Below are 18,260 nucleotides of genomic sequence, written 5' to 3'. Positions count from 1 at the left end.
CGTATGTTATGCAAGTGCAATTATTATTTACCGGCAGCCTTAGCATGATCAGCCAGGAACTGAGCCAGGCCATTATCAGTAAGCGGGTGTTTTAACAATGCCGCGATAGCGCTAAGCGGAGCAGTGATAACATCAGCACCAATTTTAGCACACTGAATGATGTGCATAGGGTGACGTACTGACGCAGCTAAAATTTGAGTTTCGTAACCGTAGTTATCGTATATCAAACGGATATCTTCAATCAGTTGCATACCATCAGTAGCAACGTCATCTAAACGGCCAACAAACGGAGATACATAAGTTGCACCAGCCTTAGCAGCCAATAAAGCCTGACCGGCAGAGAATACCAAGGTACAATTGGTACGGATACCTTTTGAGGTAAAATATTTTATAGCCTTTACGCCATCTTTTATCATTGGTACCTTGACAACGATTTGCTCATGCAGTTTAGCAAGGGCTTCGCCTTCAGCTACCATCTCGTCAAAGGTGGTTGAAATAACTTCGGCGCTCACGTCGCCATCGGTAATTTCGCAAATAGCCTTGTAGTGGTTAATAACGTTTTCATCGCCGGTAATGCCTTCTTTGGCCATTAGCGATGGGTTGGTTGTAACACCATCCAAAACACCCATTTCGTGTGCTTCTTTAATTTGTGCAAGATTTGCAGTATCAATAAAAAATTTCATTTTATATGATGATTTTGTTGAATAACAAAACAATGTAATTACCCGGGTCAATAAAAGGAATACCCGGATAACATAGGTCGAGTTAAAAAAAATGGGTAAGCTACTTTTATCGCACCGCTACAACCCTCTACCCTTGCTGCGTTCCCACCCTGGGGGAGTTCAAGAGGAGCTGGTCGTAAAAGACTTACCCACCGCAAATATAGCAAAGATTTTAGCACCGTGGTAAAAAATACCGATTGTGTAATTAACACACTTATAATCAGGCTGAATATTTATTTAAGTTGCTAAACTTAGCTAAAAAAACGATTGTTAAAGGGTAATAATTGGTGCTGTTGCCAGTGCTGATCGTGCCCAAATGTGTCGCGTTTTAGTATAGTAAGGCCATCAATTTTAAAAACATCGTTGTATTGTGCCTTTGCAAAATATGGCCAAAGCACTTCAAACTGATGCACAGGTATATTGCGTACTATTGTGATGTGCGGTGTAAGGCTTAATTTAAGATTCATGCTTTGCAGCAAAAGCCTGAACCATCTTTTTACTGAATCGGTTTGGTCAATATTGGCATAAATGGTCATACTCTTATCGCCATGCTTAAAAAAATCAAAGCCCCGTATATGTAATACTATAGGAGGCATTGTGCTTAACTTTTGCGCCATGCGTTGCAGGGATGGTTCGATGATAAAAGTCTTTTGCCTGTCGGCCATGCAAATGCTGATGTGCGCCCTGGAGTGCATACTTTCAAACTCGCCGATATGCTTAACAGAAGCTTGCTTATATCTTTTTATTTCGTGATTTACCTGTTCGGGTGGCGATAACAGCATCATATAATCGGCGTAGTGCATAGTAGTAGGATTAGAATTACGTCGCAAAATTTGCTAATAAATTTAGTATTTGCAAATATTAATTTTGATATTTGTGTTATGTCCAACAAGCGCCATATTATACATATCGATCTTGATTCGTTCTTCGTTTCGGTGGAGCGTAAGTTCAATCCTGAGCTTATTGGCAAGGCGGTGATCATAGGCGGTTCGGCTGATAGGGGCGTTGTGGCATCGTGCAGTTACGAGGCACGTAAGTATGGTGTACATTCGGCAATGCCTACACGGCAGGCGCTTAAACTTTGCCCTCATGCTATTTTAATTAGCGGTAGCCACGGCCGGTATGGCGAGGCATCACGTGAGGTAACGGAGATTATCCACAATGCGGTGCCGCTGTATCAAAAAACATCGGTTGATGAGTTTTATATTGACCTGACGGGTATGGATCGTTTTCATGATCCTTACCAAATAGCCTCAGATCTGCGGCAAAAGGTAATGCGCGATACCGGGTTGCCTATTTCCTTCGGAATGGCATCCAGCAAAACCGTGGCTAAAATGGCTACAAATCATGCTAAACCTAACGGACAATTATTAGTTCCACACGGTGGCGAAATGGCTTTTTTAGCGCCTTTGCCCATCAGCAAGATACCTATGCTTGGCGAAAGTACCTGCAAAAAGCTGTACGAATACGGCATCGAAAAAATAGGCGATCTGCAAAAGGTAGAGCTGCGTTTTTTGCAAACTGTATTCGGTAAGTCGGGCTTATTTATTTGGGAAAAGGCGAGGGGGATAGATCATAGCGAGATAGTGCCACACTCCGACAGGAAATCTATTTCGAGCGAGCACACCTTTCATACTGATGTGGCCGATCGCCGTACACTGGAAACCATTTTGGTTAGCATGACGGAGGAACTATCGTATAAACTGCGCAAGGAAGATAAGCTGTCATCGTGCCTGGCTATCAAAATACGTTACGCCAATTTTGAAACCCATACCTTGCAGGAGAAAATATCGCTCACCGCGGCGGAACATATACTGATACCCGGCATAAAAAACCTGCTAAAAAAAGCCTGGAATGGTCATCGCCCTGTACGACTGATAGGTGTGAGGTTAAGCAACCTGGCTACCGGCCGTTATCAGATAAATTTGTTTGAGGATAATGAGGAGCGCATCCGGTTGTATCAGGCTATGGATAATATTAACTTTAAGTTTGGCGATAAAACCGTATGCCGTGCCGCCGGGATGGAAATAGGCACCCGTAATTTTAATCCGTTTTTAAAGGGCTGATAAACAAGAAAGGCTGCATAGTTTGCAGCCTTTCTTGTTTATATCATGCTTGTAATTATTTGATCACCTCAACCCACTGGCCTTTAATTAAGGCGTTAATGGATGAGTTATACATAGCCTCGCAATAAGTTGCAGGCAGGAAATACTTGCCTGCATAAGCCGCGTTGAGCATTACGTAATAGGTAACCTCCTGTCCATCACCTAAACCGAAGTAGGTATTTACCCTATCATCACGAATATCGCGATAATCAGATGGTGATGATTTGAATGCCTCATCATTGTTCAGCATCCGGCTGTTCAATATCTCCCATCCCGAAGGGAATATCTGTGTTAAGGCCAAATTATCATAACGCGCTTGTTTACCCGGATGGCGTAACGTTACCTGTGCTACAAAGTCGGTTCCCTGTTTCAATTTTGTAGGGTCTACAGGTTTACCACCTAAAGTAAAGTAAGCGATACGCATATCCAAAATACCTGGGTTAACATTGGTAACAACATTATCTGCCGATGATGGCTGGCCTTTTTGTATCAGCCGAACATACAATTTATTGGTGCCGTTATTTTTAACAAACACCTTTCCGCCGTTTGGCGCGGCATCGCCTTGCCATATATAGGAATTCGCGTTAACCGAACCCTTACCCGCTGCCTGATACGCAAAGGCCATTTTGCCACCGTTTTTATTCACCCCGCAATATTGTGCTATGGCGATGAGCGAGTAGGCGGTAGTTTGTGTGCTGTACCAATAATCGCGCGATAGGCGGGATGCCACGATTTTCATTAATGCTGATGCCCGTTGCTGCTGGCCTAATAGCGTGAGTGTTTCCAATATCATGGCCTGGTCGCGCAGATCAGAACCATAGGTGCCGAACATCGTGTTGTATGGCTTAATTTCGGTAGGCAGGCCTTTTATCAGGTTCATGGCTACTTCGGTTTGCCCGGCAAGTTTATAAGCCGCAGCCAAGCGCCATTTTGCTTCAATACTGATATAAGGGAATTCGCGCAACCTGTTCATGGCACCCAGTTCAGGCGAGCGGGCAAGTGCCAGCAAATACAAACGATAAGCCTGGATCAGATCGGCACCATAAAAACTGCGTGAATCCGGTGCCCAGCCAAGTGCCCTTTGTTTTTGGAATTTTTTCCATTGCTCAATAAAACCAACAGGCAGCATATAACCCTTAGCCTGCGCGGCCAGCATAAAATGACCGGCGTAGTTAGTGCCCCAATCATCAGCCTCGCCATAACCCGGCCAGTAGCTCAAGCCACCGTTGTTTGTCCTGAAGCCGTTAAGCCTGTTTATAGCAGCTTTTATGTTTCTTTCCGCTTCGGCTTTCTGGCGATCTGTCAGATCCTGCAACTGACTTAAATACAATTGAGGGAATGCTGCCGAAGTAGTTTGCTCTACACAACCGTGAGGATATTGTATCAGATAACTCAAACGTTTCGACAGGTTTAAGGCAGGTATTGCCGATACCTCAAGCGTCGCTTTATTGGTACCCACCATACCCAAAGCCGCATAAGGTACACCCCATGATTTGCCCGGCATCAGCTCGGCTTCCATTATTTTTGTAATAGGCGGATTGGGATTGCGCACGTTCAGCTCCACATCATAAGTTGCTGTTTCACTACCGCTTTTAGCTATGATCTTAACCTTACCCACGCCTACAAAATCCTTAACGTTCAGGTTAAAGGTTACCAATTGATCGCCGGTTTTGGTGAATGTAATGTTTTGGGTGTTGTTACCTGCAAGATTACTGAACGCGTTTGATTGTACCTGAACACTAACGTTCTTGATATTCTTCTCGAGCGCGAAAACGGTTACCGGCAACTGTATCTGCTCCTGCGGAGCAAGCACACGCGGCAGGGTAGCCAATATCATCAGTGGTTTTTTAACCGCCACCGCTTTCTCGGCAAAGCCATAACCACCGGCATGCCCGGCAATAACCATAGCCCTAACCGAACCGATGTATTGCGGCAGCGTAAAGCGCTGCGTTTGTTTTTCACCGGCATTAAGGTGGAACGGCCCCAGGAATTTTACCACAGGCTTAAAGCGGTTTACCGATACATTTTTATTTGTTGAACCGGTACCATCACCGCCAATACTTAATATGCGCTCTAAATCGCCGCCGAATGCGCCGATAACATAGTCGAACAAGTCCCAGGTTTTAACGCCAAGGGCTTCCTTAGCATAAAATGTACTATGCGGGTCAGGGGTTTTAAAGCCGGTTATATCTAACAAACCCTCATCAACTATCGCCACGGTGTAGGTCATTTCCTTACCCGATGCTTCGGACACGGTAATGGCTGATTGTGTTTCAGGCCGTATCTTATCAGGCATCGTGATCTGTGGTTTCAATATCGTTTCCGGATCTTCAACCTGTATGCCGATGGCGCCGTACATCCGTATCGGCAGATCATTAATGGTTTGCGAATGGCGTTGCAGCAATGTTACGTTCACAAAAATGTTTGGGGCCATACTTTCATCAACCTTAAAGCTGTAGCGTGTTTGGCCCTTTTTGGTATCTATCCATTCGGTTTTCAATACTTTGCTGCCATTTTCAAAGCTGATGAGCGCACGCCCATCGCTGCTGGTTGGTATGGTAAGGGTCGCGTCTTCGCCAACTTTATAGCTCTTTTTGTCAGATGTAAACGAAAGCATAGCCGCTTCGGTAGGGTTATCCTGTTGCAACCTTTCCGACCAGTTTGGCCAGTCCACATACATGATCTTTCCGGTTGAGTGGCCGGTTTGCGGATCTTTTACTTTTATCAGATAACGGCCCCAATCGGCTTGTGCTATGCGCATGGTCCATTTACCGCGACCATTGTTCAGGTTAACGGTTTCGGTTTTTATCAGTTTGTTATACCTGTCCTGTGTAAAGTTACTCAGCTCGTCGCCGGTTTCATCCCACCACCAGTGCCATCTAATTTTGTACAGTTCAACTTCAACTGTACGGCTGCCAGGCAGTAACTTACCTTTAGTATCAACATCGGCAATATCAATAACATGATCTTTACCCGTAACCAACATGCCCGAAAGCTCGCTGCCCTGTGGTGTTTTGATGCCGACATAAGCGGGGTAAACGTTGTATGGCATAGCCACCTGGTTAATACTGAAATTACCACCCGGTTCAAATACCTTTACCACAAAGTTGGCACGTAAGCGTCCCGGCGCCTGGCGCTCAACATTAATATCGGCACTAACCGGTGTGGTACCGTTGGCGTTTAATCGACCATCAAATACGGTTTGTGTTTGGGTGTTAAAGGCAAGGGTAGGGTCGTCAAACACATAATCGTCAAAGCCTTTAAAACTGGTTGTTTGTGCCGATAGAAATGCATCAACCTTAGCTTTCAGATTTTGCGCCGCGCCACCAAATAACCATTGAGCCGATAGTGTACCGTTTTCGCCTGCGCCTTTGGTCAATTCCTCGGCACCACCGAATGAAAGATTAAGCTTCAACCTGTTCGGCATAATGGTTTCAACCTTGATGTTCTTCTCAAACACCGCGCCGCCAACCTTTACCCGCGCCAGCCAGTTACCTGTAGGTGATGAAGTTTCGGTAGCTGTATGGAAGCTGTAAAAACCGTCGACAGATTTATTTTGCGTGATGCGTTTATAAACCTGCCCTTGCGGATTGTATAGCTCAAAGTCTACAGGGTGATCAGGAGGGAGGGTTTTCAGTTTATCCTCCAATATAAAGGTCAGGAAAATATCATCTCCCGGACGCCATACACCGCGCTCGCCATATATAAAACCCTTGAGGCCTTTTTGTATCTGCTCGCCGCTTACATCAAATCGGGTTAACGGTAACGAGCTACCATCATCCAGTTTAAGGTAACCGCGCTCGTTATTGTATTTGGCCATCAGCAGGTAGGGCTTGCGCTTCAGGTCGAACTTGGCCAAACCATCACCATCTGATGTGGTTTTAAAGATCACCTGCTTTTGATAATCGAGTAATTGCAGTTCAACCCCGGTCATAGGTTGCGCGGTAAGTAGGTTGGTAACCGCTACAAACATGCTGTTATCAACGCCACGCTTAGCTATCAAACCAATATTTGATGCCATGATGTTGCGGGTAGCCCAACGCTGTTTGGTAAAGTACGAATTGGTACAGGCATCGTTACGCTCATCCCAACGGTAATCATCAGGGTAGTAGTTATCATAGCGTTGCCAAAATTCATCGTCCTCATCGTTTACTTTGCCGGTATTGTTGCTGTACTCGTAATCGCCGTAATAATCATCTTCTTCATTATTTACCTTGGCGGTTGCTCCTGTGCGGCAGTTAAACAGCGAATACTCCTTGCGGAACCCGATAACCACCCGATAAATAGCTCCCGGTTCGGTGCGCAACAGCTGGTCAATGTCCAGCATAAAGCGGTTCTTTTTGCCGAGGTTAAGCGCTTTATCATCATCTAACCGGATCGTTTTTTGTACTACGGGTTTACCTACCTGCCGCAGTTCCGTACCACCATCAAAACCATTATTTTGGAAATATTGCGGTATATTGTTTTCATAAACCTTGATAATGGTAACATCAACGGCGTTAAGGTTCACCGCCTCAAACGGCATCATTAAATGACCAGAATCCGGTAGAATAACACCTTTACCGGGGATAGTTACCGCCGGTAATCTATTCTCGAAGAATACATTGGCTGTATAAGGTTTAGTGAGTTTTTTGTTAGATATATTCTCGATACCCGGATTTACGGTTACCGTGTAGTTGCCTTCCAGCCTTTCGGGCGCGTAAACCTTAACTACACTGCCATCAATAGTATAAGCGGCATCGCCAATATTATTGATGCTGATCAAGCCGTTCAGTTCCTGGCCGACCATGATAGCATCCGAAAATTGAACTTCGGTATATTCATCATTATTTTGTACCGCGCGTACGGCTAATACCCTAAAATCGCCAATGGCAGGAACCACAAAAGCCTGGCTGCCTTGCTTATCTACATTAAGACTGCTGCCGTTCCAGTCAACGGTTAGAGCGTTAGCCTTATTCGACGCACGTTCAAGGTTGTTTACTGTAAAAGTGTGCGATTTGGTTGCCGCGTTATGCTGCCACGTTACTTTGGCTGATGATGAATAACTTACCGACAGTATTTTTTCAATTGCTTTAGGGTCTTCAGTATCGGCTGTTTGTATGCAGCCGCCCAGTTTCATCTTATCGATGGAGGTATTGGTGGCCGTACGTAAGCCTGCAAAGCTTACGGTAAAATCGGGCTTGATGATCTGAAAATCGAAACTGAAATTCTTGTATTCTTTAGGTACGTCAATTATCTTACCCAGATCAAAATCGGCCGAATAGTTTTCTCCCGGGTCCATTGTTTCTGACGGGGTAAATTCAATGGTACGGGCATCAACCCAGCGGGCCTTGCCTTTTATAGATGGTGAGAATTGAAACAGCTCGTCATCCAGTTCGCCACCTTGCTGGTGGGCAACCTGAACCTCGCCGGAAAGCTTGATGCGTATTACACCTTGCTTTGAAATTATGCCTGTTGTATAAGCTTCAATATACTTACTAAAAACAGGATCGACAGGTGGGTGCTTAGGTCGGTGGATGAAGAAATAACTTACAACGAAGATCAATACGAGGGCTACCCCGATAGTGATTAATCTTTTGCGATGTTTAAAAAGATCGTTCTCACTTTGCATAATAAAGGTTTAAATATTTTGAGTAAATATAAACCTCTTATCATATTAAGCAAATAAAGGCGATATTATTTTATCATCACGCCGGGCTTGTTTACTACAGGTAGCTTGATCAGGTTCATGTCCACAATACTCTCGGGTAAAAAGATGAATTTTTTATCAAAAATGTTTTTGCCAATGTAGTAACTCAGCCAGTATTCGTTACTCAGGCCAAAGGTTTCCTCGTCAATAGGTTCAATAAGCGCGAATGAATTTGGCTGTACGTTGGGTATCATATGGCGCAGGGTAGAGGTTTTTACCTGTTCGCCATCTTTTTCGCCGTAACCCTTGGCAGTGATCAGTACATTCTCGATAGCCTCATTCTTTAAATTGATGAGGTATACATACCAGGTTTTGCCCTCAACATTCTCACCCTCCAAAGCCACCGCTATAGCAATATCCTTAACCGTATTATCGGGAAGATCTTTAATCATTATACAAGTATTATACGTTTAACCTTTATTAACACGTATTTACGTGCCGGTTATTACTTCTTTTTGGTGAATTTTTTAGCGCCTTTTTTCGGCTCTTTACCGGCTTCACCAGCCAATGCCTTCAAATCCTCAAACGTAATGGTATTCGGGTCCTTATCCTTTGGTATCTTGATGTTTTGCTTGCCGTATTCAATATACGGCCCCCAACGGCCATTCAATATCTTAGCTTCCGGATCTTCATCAAAAACCTTGATCAGCTTTTCGGCATCCTTTTTACGCTTTTCGTTGATGATCTCGATAGCTTGATCTTCGCTTACATCCAATGGATCTAAACCCTTTGGCAGCGAATAGAACGCGCTGTTATGACGAATGTACGGGCCGAATTTGCCAATAGCCACGGTCATGTCCTTTTCCTCATAAAGGCCTACCTTTTTAGGTAGCTTGAATAATTCAAGGGCTTCTTCAAGCGAAATGGTTTCAATACTTTGACCACTGCGCAGGCTCGCATAAAGTGGTTTATTCTCCGCATCGTCATTATCACCAACCTGTACAAACGGACCGTAACGACCGATACGTACTGATATTTTCTTTCCGTTTTCGGGATGTACACCTAACTCGCGTTCGCCACGGGCTTTATCTGCTGTTTCAATGGTGTTCTCAACGTCCTTATGGAAAGGGGCGTAGAATTTACGGATCATATCCGTCCATTCCTTTAAGCCTTGTGCTATTTCGTCAAATTGTTTTTCAACACTGGCAGTAAAATTAAAATCGACAATGCCATTAAAGTACTGCACTAAAAAGTCGTTTACTACAGCGCCAATATCAGTAGGGAATAGCTTGCCACGCTCGGCACCGGTATTCTCCGATTTTTCCTGTTTAGATATTGAGCCATCCTTTAGAGTAAGCACACGGAAATTACGTTGCTTGCCATCACGATCCTCCTTAACTACATAACCACGGTTTTGTATGGTTGATATAGTAGGGGCATAGGTTGACGGTCGACCGATACCCAACTCCTCTAACTTTTTAACCAAACTTGCCTCGGTATAACGTGCCGGTGGACGAGAGAACCTTTCGGTAGCCGAAAGTTCCTGTAACTCTAATTGCTGGCCTTTTTGTAATGGTGGCAGCATAGCGTTATCGCCATCCTGTTGGTTGTCGTCCTCGTCATCGTTGCTCTCCAGGTAAACTTTCAGGAAACCATCAAACTTCATTACTTCTCCGCTGGCAACCAGATCTTCATTACGTGTTGATATACCGATCTTTGCAGTGGTTTTCTCAAATTGAGCTTCACTCATTTGCGAAGCGATGGCACGTTTCCATATCAGTTCGTACAAACGCTTTTCAGCGTTATCGCCATCAATGGTATGCTTGTCAAAATATGTAGGGCGGATGGCCTCGTGAGCTTCCTGAGCGCTTGCGCTCTTGGTTTTGTATTTACGTTGCTGATGGTATTGCTCTCCGTAAGCGCTACGTATTTCCTGAGCTGCGGCGTTCAATGCCAGATCAGACAGGTTTACCGAGTCGGTACGCATATAGGTAATGTTACCTGATTCGTACAAACGTTGAGCTAACGACATGGTACGCGATACCGAGTAGCCCAGCTTACGGCTGGCTTCCTGCTGCAAGGTCGATGTAGTAAATGGCGCTGCCGGTGAACGTTTTGCAGGCCTTGTTTCCAGCGAATCAACCGTAAAGTTGGCGCCTATGCAATCCTGTAAAAACTTCTCGGCATCTTCCTGCTTGGCAAAACGCTGAGGCAGTTCGGCCTTGAAAGCATTTTTACCCTTGCCAAATATGGCCACTATTTTAAACGCGGCCTCGGTTTGGAATTTATTGATCTCACGCTCGCGCTCAACAATTAACCTTACTGCTACTGATTGTACACGACCGGCAGATAACGATGGCTTTACCTTTTTCCAAAGAACAGGGGAGAGCTCAAAACCTACCAATCTATCTAACACACGGCGTGCCTGTTGGGCATTCACCAGGTTGTAATCTATCTTACGTGGATTATCTATCGCTTTCAGGATAGCCGGTTTGGTAATCTCGTGGAATACGATACGGCGTGTTTTATCCTCTTTTAAATTAAGCGTATCAAATAAGTGCCATGAAATAGCTTCTCCCTCGCGGTCCTCATCGGATGCCAGCCATACCGTTTCGGCCTCCTTAGCTAATTTCTTTAACTCGCTAACTACCTGCTTCTTATCGGCAGGTACCTCGTATCGTTGTTGAAAGTTATTGGCTATATCAATAGCATCCTCAGATTTCACCAGGTCGCGGATGTGCCCGTAACTCGATTTCACTGTGAAGTCTTTTCCGAGATATCCTTCGATGGTTTTTGCCTTCGCCGGAGATTCTACTATGAGTAAGTTTTTAGCCATTAACAGTTTAAATTTTCTGCAAATAAAATATAAAGAACGCTAAACGCAAATTTGTTTTGGTTTTAATTCGGTTTAAGCATTCGGCATCGGCGTATTAACGGTGGTTTTACAACCCTGTTCGGCAGTGTGTAAGTGCCTATTAAACCATGCACTTAAGGCCCGATGCAACAATGTAAATGGAGCGGGAAAATGCGGCGGATTTTTTTTTACATCAGGAAACCGCCGCCCAGCAGGTCATTGCCTTCATAAAACACAGCCGACTGACCAGGCGCTATGCCCGATACCGCATGGTGGAAGTCAACCTTCATGTGTTCGCCCATTTGTACTATGTGGCTATCCATACCGGCATCCTTGTAGCGTATCTTGGTAATCGCCTCAATAGGTTCGGTTATGGTTTCGTATTTTATCAGGTTAAGGTTTTTAACCCAGGCTTCCTTACGTTCTAACTCATTAGCGGTACCAAGTACCACGGTATTGGTTTCGGGGCGAATTGCGGTAACAAACATCGGCTTGCCCAAAGCAACACCCAAGCCCTTACGCTGACCGATAGTATAAAAAGGATAACCCTCGTGCTTGCCTACAACAGTGCCGTCGGTAAGTACGTAGTTACCTTTGCCTATCTTTTCGTCAAGGTCTTCAACCTTGTGGCGTAAAAAGGCACGATAATCATTATCGGGCACAAAGCATATCTCGTAGCTCTCGCTTTTACCGGCAAGTTCCATCTGGCCCATATCTAAAGCCATTTGGCGTATTTCAGGTTTTGAGAAACTACCCAGCGGGAATTTAGTACGAGCCAGATTTTTTTGCGATACACCCCATAATACATATGATTGATCCTTATTCAGATCCTTACCACGCGATATTACATAGCGGCCATTATCATGCTCACGAATGTTGGCATAATGCCCGGTTGCTATAAATTCACAGTCCAGTTTATCGGCACGTTTTAACAGGGCATCCCATTTAATGTGCGTGTTGCATAACACACATGGGTTAGGGGTGCGGCCGGCAAGGTATTCGTCAACAAAGTTATCGATAACGTAATCGCCAAACTCGTTGCGTATATCTAATATATAATGGGGAAAGCCATAGCTTACCGCAAGGGCGCGGGCATCGTTAATGCTATCCAAGCTGCAACAGCCGGTTTCCTTTGAGCTGCCGCCAGCAGAGGCATAGTCCCATGTTTTCATGGTAAGGCCAATAACCTCGTAACCCTGCTCGTGCAACATCACTGCCGCTACCGAACTGTCAACGCCGCCACTCATGGCCACCAATATCCTACCGTGCTTGCTCATATTAGCCGCAAAGATAATCAATGTTTTATACTCGATTATAAGCAGGTTCTATTTTGACGATTTTGTGATAAGTTTTAGCAGAGGATTTAAGCGGAATAAAGGTCAAGAATTTTCTTGATAAGCATTCCGCCGCATTTTCATTTAAATTAATGTTGGCTGTTTATCAATTTTTTATGTGAATTATATTCATCATTACTTTATCTGTGTATTTTAGTATCACGCTACAAATACAGTTTTAATATTCACAAATTCATGAATACCAAATAACCCTAATTCGCGCCCGTAACCCGACTGTTTGATGCCTCCAAACGGCAACCTTGGGTCTGATTTTACTAGGGCATTTACAAAGCACGAACCGGCCTCCAGTTTAGTTGAGGCGATTAATTCGCCATGCGCGGCATCCCTGGTAAACACAGCAGCACCCAACCCGAACGAGCTTTTGTTAGCCAACCTGATGGCATCGTTCTCATCCTTTGCGGATATAATGGCCGCCACCGGGCCAAATAATTCTTCCTCAAAAGCCAGGTTGCCTTCTTTAACTTTTGATAGTACCGTGGGTGGATAAAACGCATGATCGCCATTTGTAACCTCGCCGCCTAATAAACATTTTGCACCTTGTTTTATGGCTTGCTTTACCTGTTTATGTAATTCGTCGCGGAGGTCGGCACGGGCCATGGGGCCAACATCGGTACCTTCGGCAAATGGGGCGCCCACGGTTTTCTCCTTCATATATTTCACGAATAGGTCGGTAAACTCTTTCTCGACTGATTTAACCACAATAAAGCGTTTGGCAGCAATGCAGCTTTGCCCGGCATTTATCAATCGGCTGTTAACACACGTTTTGGCGGCAAGCTCCAGGTCGGCATCTCCGAGTATTACGTAGGCGTCGCTTCCGCCAAGTTCCAATACCGTTTTTTTGATTAGTGAGCCGGCTTTTTGGGCCACCTTCATGCCTGCGCCTGTGCTACCGGTAAGGGTAACGGCTTGTATATGTTTGTGGGCGATGATCTTGTCAACCTTATCGCTACCCACTAACAATGTTTGAAACACGTGTTGCGGAAAGCCTGCTGCCTTAACCATATCCTCAATGGCCAAAGCGCAACTCGGAACGTTGGAGGCATGTTTAAGCAGGCCGCAATTACCCGTCGCTAATGCCGGTGCCAAAAAACGAAACACCTGCCATAGCGGAAAATTCCAGGGCATTATAGCCAGCACTACACCAATAGGCTGAAAGCTTACATAACTTTTAGTGGCATCGGTTTCGATGATCTGGTTTTGCAGGAATGAGGGAGCATTATCAGCATAGTATTCGCAAACTGCGGCGCACTTTTCAACCTCGGCAATGCCTTGGGCTAATGGCTTGCCCATTTCTAAAGCCATTAGTTCGGCCAGTTGATCCTTGCGTTCATTTAATACCGATGATAGTTTATGTAACAGGAGGCTACGTTCGGCCTGCGGCGAATTACGCCAATTAAGCCATGCCGTATGTGTTTGATCTATCTTTTTATCAACCTGCTTATCGTTATGTGCGGCGTATTTCGCTACTCTTTTTAAGTTATATGGATTTACTGAATAAATATTCATCTTGATTGCGCTTTTGAATAAAATGCTCGTACAAGAAAAATGTTTTTACTGCCAAATAATATGACGTACGATATATTTAGCGTGAATTTGTGTGAAAATTTGCTCAAAGTGTTGTTTTAACACTTAAGGTAGCGGTTAAAATAGGGCTATATATGTTCCGTTTGTTAGTATTGAAACATTGTTTTTTGAATTTTTTATATAAAACAATGTTTTGCACAATCACTTTAAAATTAAAAATATGATTTTATTAAAAATTCAATAAAAATGCATTTAGCTATTGCAAAATTTGTAATGGAATATAGATTTGTGATACCCTAATTTTATAAAGATATGAATACCATTAACTTAACTTTTGAGCAAAAGTTGCAAGGCCTAATCCTTGCAGTAGTATGCTTTGCAGTGGCGGTAAACTATTTTCTATTGTAATTTTACCCCAACAAAAAAAACCTTCAGCAGGATACTGGCATGTAGTATCCTGCTTTTTTGTTTATAAGGGGTTAATTTTAGGGTGTTCTAACCTGGCCATTACCCTTTATCAGCCACTTGTAGCTGGTAAGCTCGACAAGCGCCATAGGGCCACGGGCGTGGAGTTTTTGAGTACTTATGCCTATCTCGGCGCCTAAACCAAATTGAGCGCCGTCGGTAAAAGCGGTAGAGGCATTTACATAAACAGCGGCGGCATCAACTTCATTAGTAAAACGGGCAGCATCGGTATCATCTTCAGTAATAATCGCTTCGCTATGTTTTGAGCTGTATTGGGCTATATGCGCTAAAACCTCATCAATACCTTTAACTGTTTTTATGGCGAGTTTATAATCCAAAAACTCAGTACCAAAATGTTCTGTTTGGGCTGGCTGAAGCAGGTCGGCAGGGTAGTTGCCATCGAGTATTGCATAAGCTGGTTCATCCGCGTAAATGATCACCTGCTTATCTGCCAATGGTTTTACAATAGTGGGCAGCTCAGCTGAGCGTGATTCATCGATCAACAAACAATCCAGCGCGTTGCATACGCTTACACGCCTGGTTTTGGCATTGAACACTATGGCAGCAGCTTTGTCAATATCTGCTGAGGGAGCCACGTAGGTATGCACAATACCCGCCCCTGTTTCAATAACAGGGACTTTACTGTTATCTCGCACATAGTCGATTAAGTTTTGACTGCCTCTCGGTATCAAAACATCAACCTTACCAACTGCGTTTAACAATGCATGTGTAGCCTCCCGGTCGACAGGCAGTAAGGTAGCCGTGTTAACATCAATATCATTGCTTTTTAGAACCTCGTGTATTATACTGATGATGCTGCGGTTTGAGAAATCGGCATCACTGCCGCCCTTTAGTACCGCTACATTGCCTGTTTTTAAACACAGTGCGAAAACATCAAAAGTAACATTCGGCCTTGCCTCATATATAACGCCAACAACGCCAAGCGGCACAGTCACCTTTGAAATATGCAAGCCATTATCCAGATGCCGGTCATCAAGTATGCGGCCTAAAGGACTATCAAGCTTGGTTACCGCTATAATATCATCAGTTATACCCTTAATGCGTTCGGCGGTAAGTTTTAGCCTGTCGTATTTTGGGTCGTCCTTGTCCATGCGGTCAAGGTCTTTTTTATTTTCGGCAAGAATATACTCTGTTTGAGCGATAGCGGCAGCGGCCACTTCGGTCAGTATCTTATTAATAACATCATTGGTTAGCAAGGCCATTTTACGGCTCGCCACCACGGCATTATCAAAATAGTGGTTAAAACTCATCGGTTTGTTTTATTGCAGATAAAGATAATCATAATGCACCAGTGGCTTTTGGTTCTTTTGGCCTATGCGTTCGCGCGCTTTTTCGGCACCGTATTCGGCTCTGCCTAAACCTATCAAACTGCCTTGGCTATCTATCAATTTAATAATGTCGCCTTTTTTAAAATCAGTATTGATGGCCGTAACGCCTACAGGCAACAGGCTCGTTGCCTTGTCGGATGTAAGGGCTTGTTTGGCGCCGTCGTTCAGTTCAACCACGCCCGTAGCCGATGTTTCTGAATGGGCTATCCATTTTTTTCGCCCCGAAGCATTTTTTTGCGGGATGAAACGGGTGTGGGGCATATCGCCATTTAATATACTGGTGAGTATATTATCCCTGGTGCCGTTAGCGATATGTACGGTTATGCCCAGCTGCGCTACCTTTTGCGCCATGTGGGTTTTGGTGATCATACCTCCACGCCCAAACTGCGATTTACGCTGGGACACAAATGCCGACAGATCAACACCTTTGCCGTTTACCTCGATGATTATCTTTGAAGTTTCCAACTGCGGGTTGCCATCATAAATACCATCCACATTGGTAAGTATTATCAATGCCTGCGCGTTAAGCATGGATGCTATCAGCCCGGCAAGTTCATCATTATCAGTAAACATTAATTCGGTTACCGATACCACATCATTTTCGTTAACAATGGGTATTACCTGGTGTTGCAGTAATATTTCAAGACAGTTTTTTATGTTGAGATAATGCAGCCTGTCCCTAAAGTCTTCTTTGGTAACCAATACCTGCGAGCAAAGTATATCAGCCTGCTCAAATAGCTGAGCATAGGTATTAATTAGTTTTACCTGACCGATAGATGCCAGCAACTGCCTTGCCGAGACAGCATCACATCTGTCAGATACAGTAATTAAACTACGCCCTGATGCCACCGCACCAGACGATACCAGGATAACCTCAATACCGTTTTTTTTGACCTCGGCGATTTGTTGTACAAGGTGTTCAATACGGTCTGTATCAGGCAGTCCATCGGCTCTTGTAAGTACATTTGAGCCTATTTTTATTATAATTCGCTTGTATTTTGTCGACATTTATGTCTTTTTGAAGCAAATAAAGTAATTTTAGATGGATTTGAGTATTTAAATATTCTTGAATAATCAATTTTATTTAAAAATTGATTATTTGATGATTTTTCAATCTTATTTGTGTTTTTTGTTTGTGAAAATGATGGTTTTTTATTTCGATTTACTATCAACCTCATGTACATCTAAAAACTTGATGTTTCGCTCAAGCCCTGAGAATTTGGCTCTTTTTACTGCCGATTTTTGGAATACCTTTTTAAATGTTTCTTCGGTGAGTTCTGTCCAGTCGTTCGATGAAAGGTCTAAAAGATCGGGGTGGGGGTTAAAGGCCGGCTCGTTATGTATAACCGAAAACCGGTTCCAGGGGCATACATCCTGGCAAATATCACAACCGAACATCCATCCGTCCATTTTATCTTTAAAGGCCGATGGTATCTCATTCTTTAGTTCGATAGTTAGGTATGATATACAGCGGCTGCCATCAACCACATAAGGGCCAACAATGGCATCAGTGGGGCAGGCATCAATACAGCGGGTGCAGGTTCCGCAATGGTCGGCTGTGGGTTCAATATCATATTCCAGCTCCAGATCGATAATCAGCTCAGCCAAAAAGTAAAATGAGCCCGATTTCTTATTGATCAGATTGGTGTTCTTACCTATCCAGCCTAAACCTGCTTTTTTGGCCCAGGCCTTATCCAGCACCGGTGCCGAATCAACAAATGCCCGCCCGCCAACATCGCCTATCTTTTCCTGAATAAATTGTAGCAGGTGTTTTAGCTTATCCTTAATAACATGATGATAATCGGCGCCATAAGCGTACTTGGATATTTTGGGCGCATCAGGGTCGGCTTGTAACTTATCTGTATAATAATTTAACCCTAATGATATTACTGACTTTGCGCCCTCAACAAGCAGGCGAGGGTCCAGCCGTTTATCAAAATGGTTTTCCATGTACTGCATTTCGCCGTGCATGTTGTTATTCAACCATTTCTCAAGTCGCGGGGCTTCATCCTCCAAAAAATCAGCTTTGGCAATACCGCAAAACAAAAAACCAAGCCGCAAGGCTTCTTCTTTTATTAGTTTGCTATATAAGGCTTTATTATTTAATGCCATTGCTTTTGTACCGATGGGGATATACTATTATTCAGCAAAATTAGGCAAATCTATTTTACTGTGAGAGCAAAATATTTTCACAACTATATGTTCTTTTAATGTATACTTGACATGATATTTTTATATTTAACTGACAATTGTGATT

At 43.9% G+C, this 18,260-nt stretch carries 11 protein-coding genes and 1 other RNA gene; 1 reads left to right on the top strand and 11 read right to left on the bottom strand.

Going from position 1 to position 18,260, the window contains the following annotated elements; all coding sequences use genetic code 11:
* Positions 1-23: 23 nt before the first annotated feature.
* The 3 genes from fsa to IM792_RS05160 all read right to left on the bottom strand — a co-directional run bounded on the left by fsa (position 24) and on the right by IM792_RS05160 (position 1,525).
* Positions 24-683, bottom strand: a complete 660-nt coding sequence (fsa, locus tag IM792_RS05170) for a fructose-6-phosphate aldolase (RefSeq protein ID WP_194100709.1) — start codon at positions 681-683, stop codon at positions 24-26.
* Between the two features lie 90 nt (positions 684-773).
* Positions 774-873, bottom strand: an RNA gene (ffs, locus tag IM792_RS05165) — signal recognition particle sRNA small type.
* Positions 874-973: 100 nt separating this feature from the next.
* Entirely contained in the window at positions 974-1,525 is a 552-nt protein-coding gene (locus tag IM792_RS05160) for a 2'-5' RNA ligase family protein (protein WP_194100708.1), read from the bottom strand.
* 78 nt (positions 1,526-1,603) lie between these two features.
* On the opposite strand from IM792_RS05160, the gene dinB reads away from it, so the two are divergent.
* Entirely contained in the window at positions 1,604-2,788 is a 1,185-nt protein-coding gene (gene dinB, locus IM792_RS05155) for a DNA polymerase IV (protein ID WP_194100707.1), read from the top strand.
* A gap of 55 nt (positions 2,789-2,843) precedes the next feature.
* Here the strand turns inward: dinB and IM792_RS05150 are convergent, their stop codons facing one another.
* From IM792_RS05150 to queG, 8 genes are all read right to left on the bottom strand, one after another.
* Positions 2,844-8,438, bottom strand: coding sequence for an MG2 domain-containing protein (locus tag IM792_RS05150; RefSeq protein ID WP_194100706.1), 5,595 nt, complete (start codon positions 8,436-8,438; stop codon positions 2,844-2,846).
* 65 nt (positions 8,439-8,503) lie between these two features.
* Entirely contained in the window at positions 8,504-8,908 is a 405-nt protein-coding gene (locus IM792_RS05145) for a hypothetical protein (RefSeq protein ID WP_194100705.1), read from the bottom strand.
* Positions 8,909-8,961: 53 nt separating this feature from the next.
* Positions 8,962-11,292 carry a type I DNA topoisomerase gene (gene topA, locus IM792_RS05140; RefSeq protein WP_194100704.1) on the bottom strand — a complete coding sequence of 777 codons (2,331 nt, stop codon included), beginning with the start codon at positions 11,290-11,292 and terminating at the stop codon, positions 8,962-8,964.
* 206 nt (positions 11,293-11,498) lie between these two features.
* On the bottom strand, positions 11,499-12,587 hold the full coding sequence (mnmA, locus tag IM792_RS05135) for a tRNA 2-thiouridine(34) synthase MnmA (RefSeq protein ID WP_194100703.1): 1,089 nt from the start codon (positions 12,585-12,587) through the stop codon (positions 11,499-11,501).
* A 216-nt stretch (positions 12,588-12,803) separates the two neighbouring features.
* A complete protein-coding gene (locus tag IM792_RS05130) occupies positions 12,804-14,171 on the bottom strand; it encodes an NAD-dependent succinate-semialdehyde dehydrogenase (RefSeq protein ID WP_194100702.1) in 1,368 nt (455 codons plus the stop codon).
* A gap of 503 nt (positions 14,172-14,674) precedes the next feature.
* Positions 14,675-15,925 carry a glutamate-5-semialdehyde dehydrogenase gene (locus IM792_RS05125; RefSeq protein WP_194100701.1) on the bottom strand — a complete coding sequence of 417 codons (1,251 nt, stop codon included), beginning with the start codon at positions 15,923-15,925 and terminating at the stop codon, positions 14,675-14,677.
* A 9-nt stretch (positions 15,926-15,934) separates the two neighbouring features.
* Positions 15,935-17,011: a glutamate 5-kinase gene (gene proB / locus IM792_RS05120; RefSeq protein ID WP_194100700.1), complete on the bottom strand. Its 1,077-nt coding sequence runs from the start codon at positions 17,009-17,011 to the stop codon at positions 15,935-15,937.
* A gap of 144 nt (positions 17,012-17,155) precedes the next feature.
* Positions 17,156-18,115 (bottom strand): tRNA epoxyqueuosine(34) reductase QueG, encoded by a 960-nt coding sequence (gene queG, locus IM792_RS05115; RefSeq protein WP_194100699.1) that lies wholly within the window; start codon positions 18,113-18,115, stop codon positions 17,156-17,158.
* Positions 18,116-18,260: the final 145 nt, after the last annotated feature.

The sequence above is a fragment of the Mucilaginibacter sp. JRF genome (genome assembly GCF_015223065.1).
GTDB lineage: Bacteria > Bacteroidota > Bacteroidia > Sphingobacteriales > Sphingobacteriaceae > Mucilaginibacter.
The sequence above is the reverse complement of the archived record's forward strand: the minus strand, read 5'-3'. Positions and strand labels throughout refer to the sequence as shown.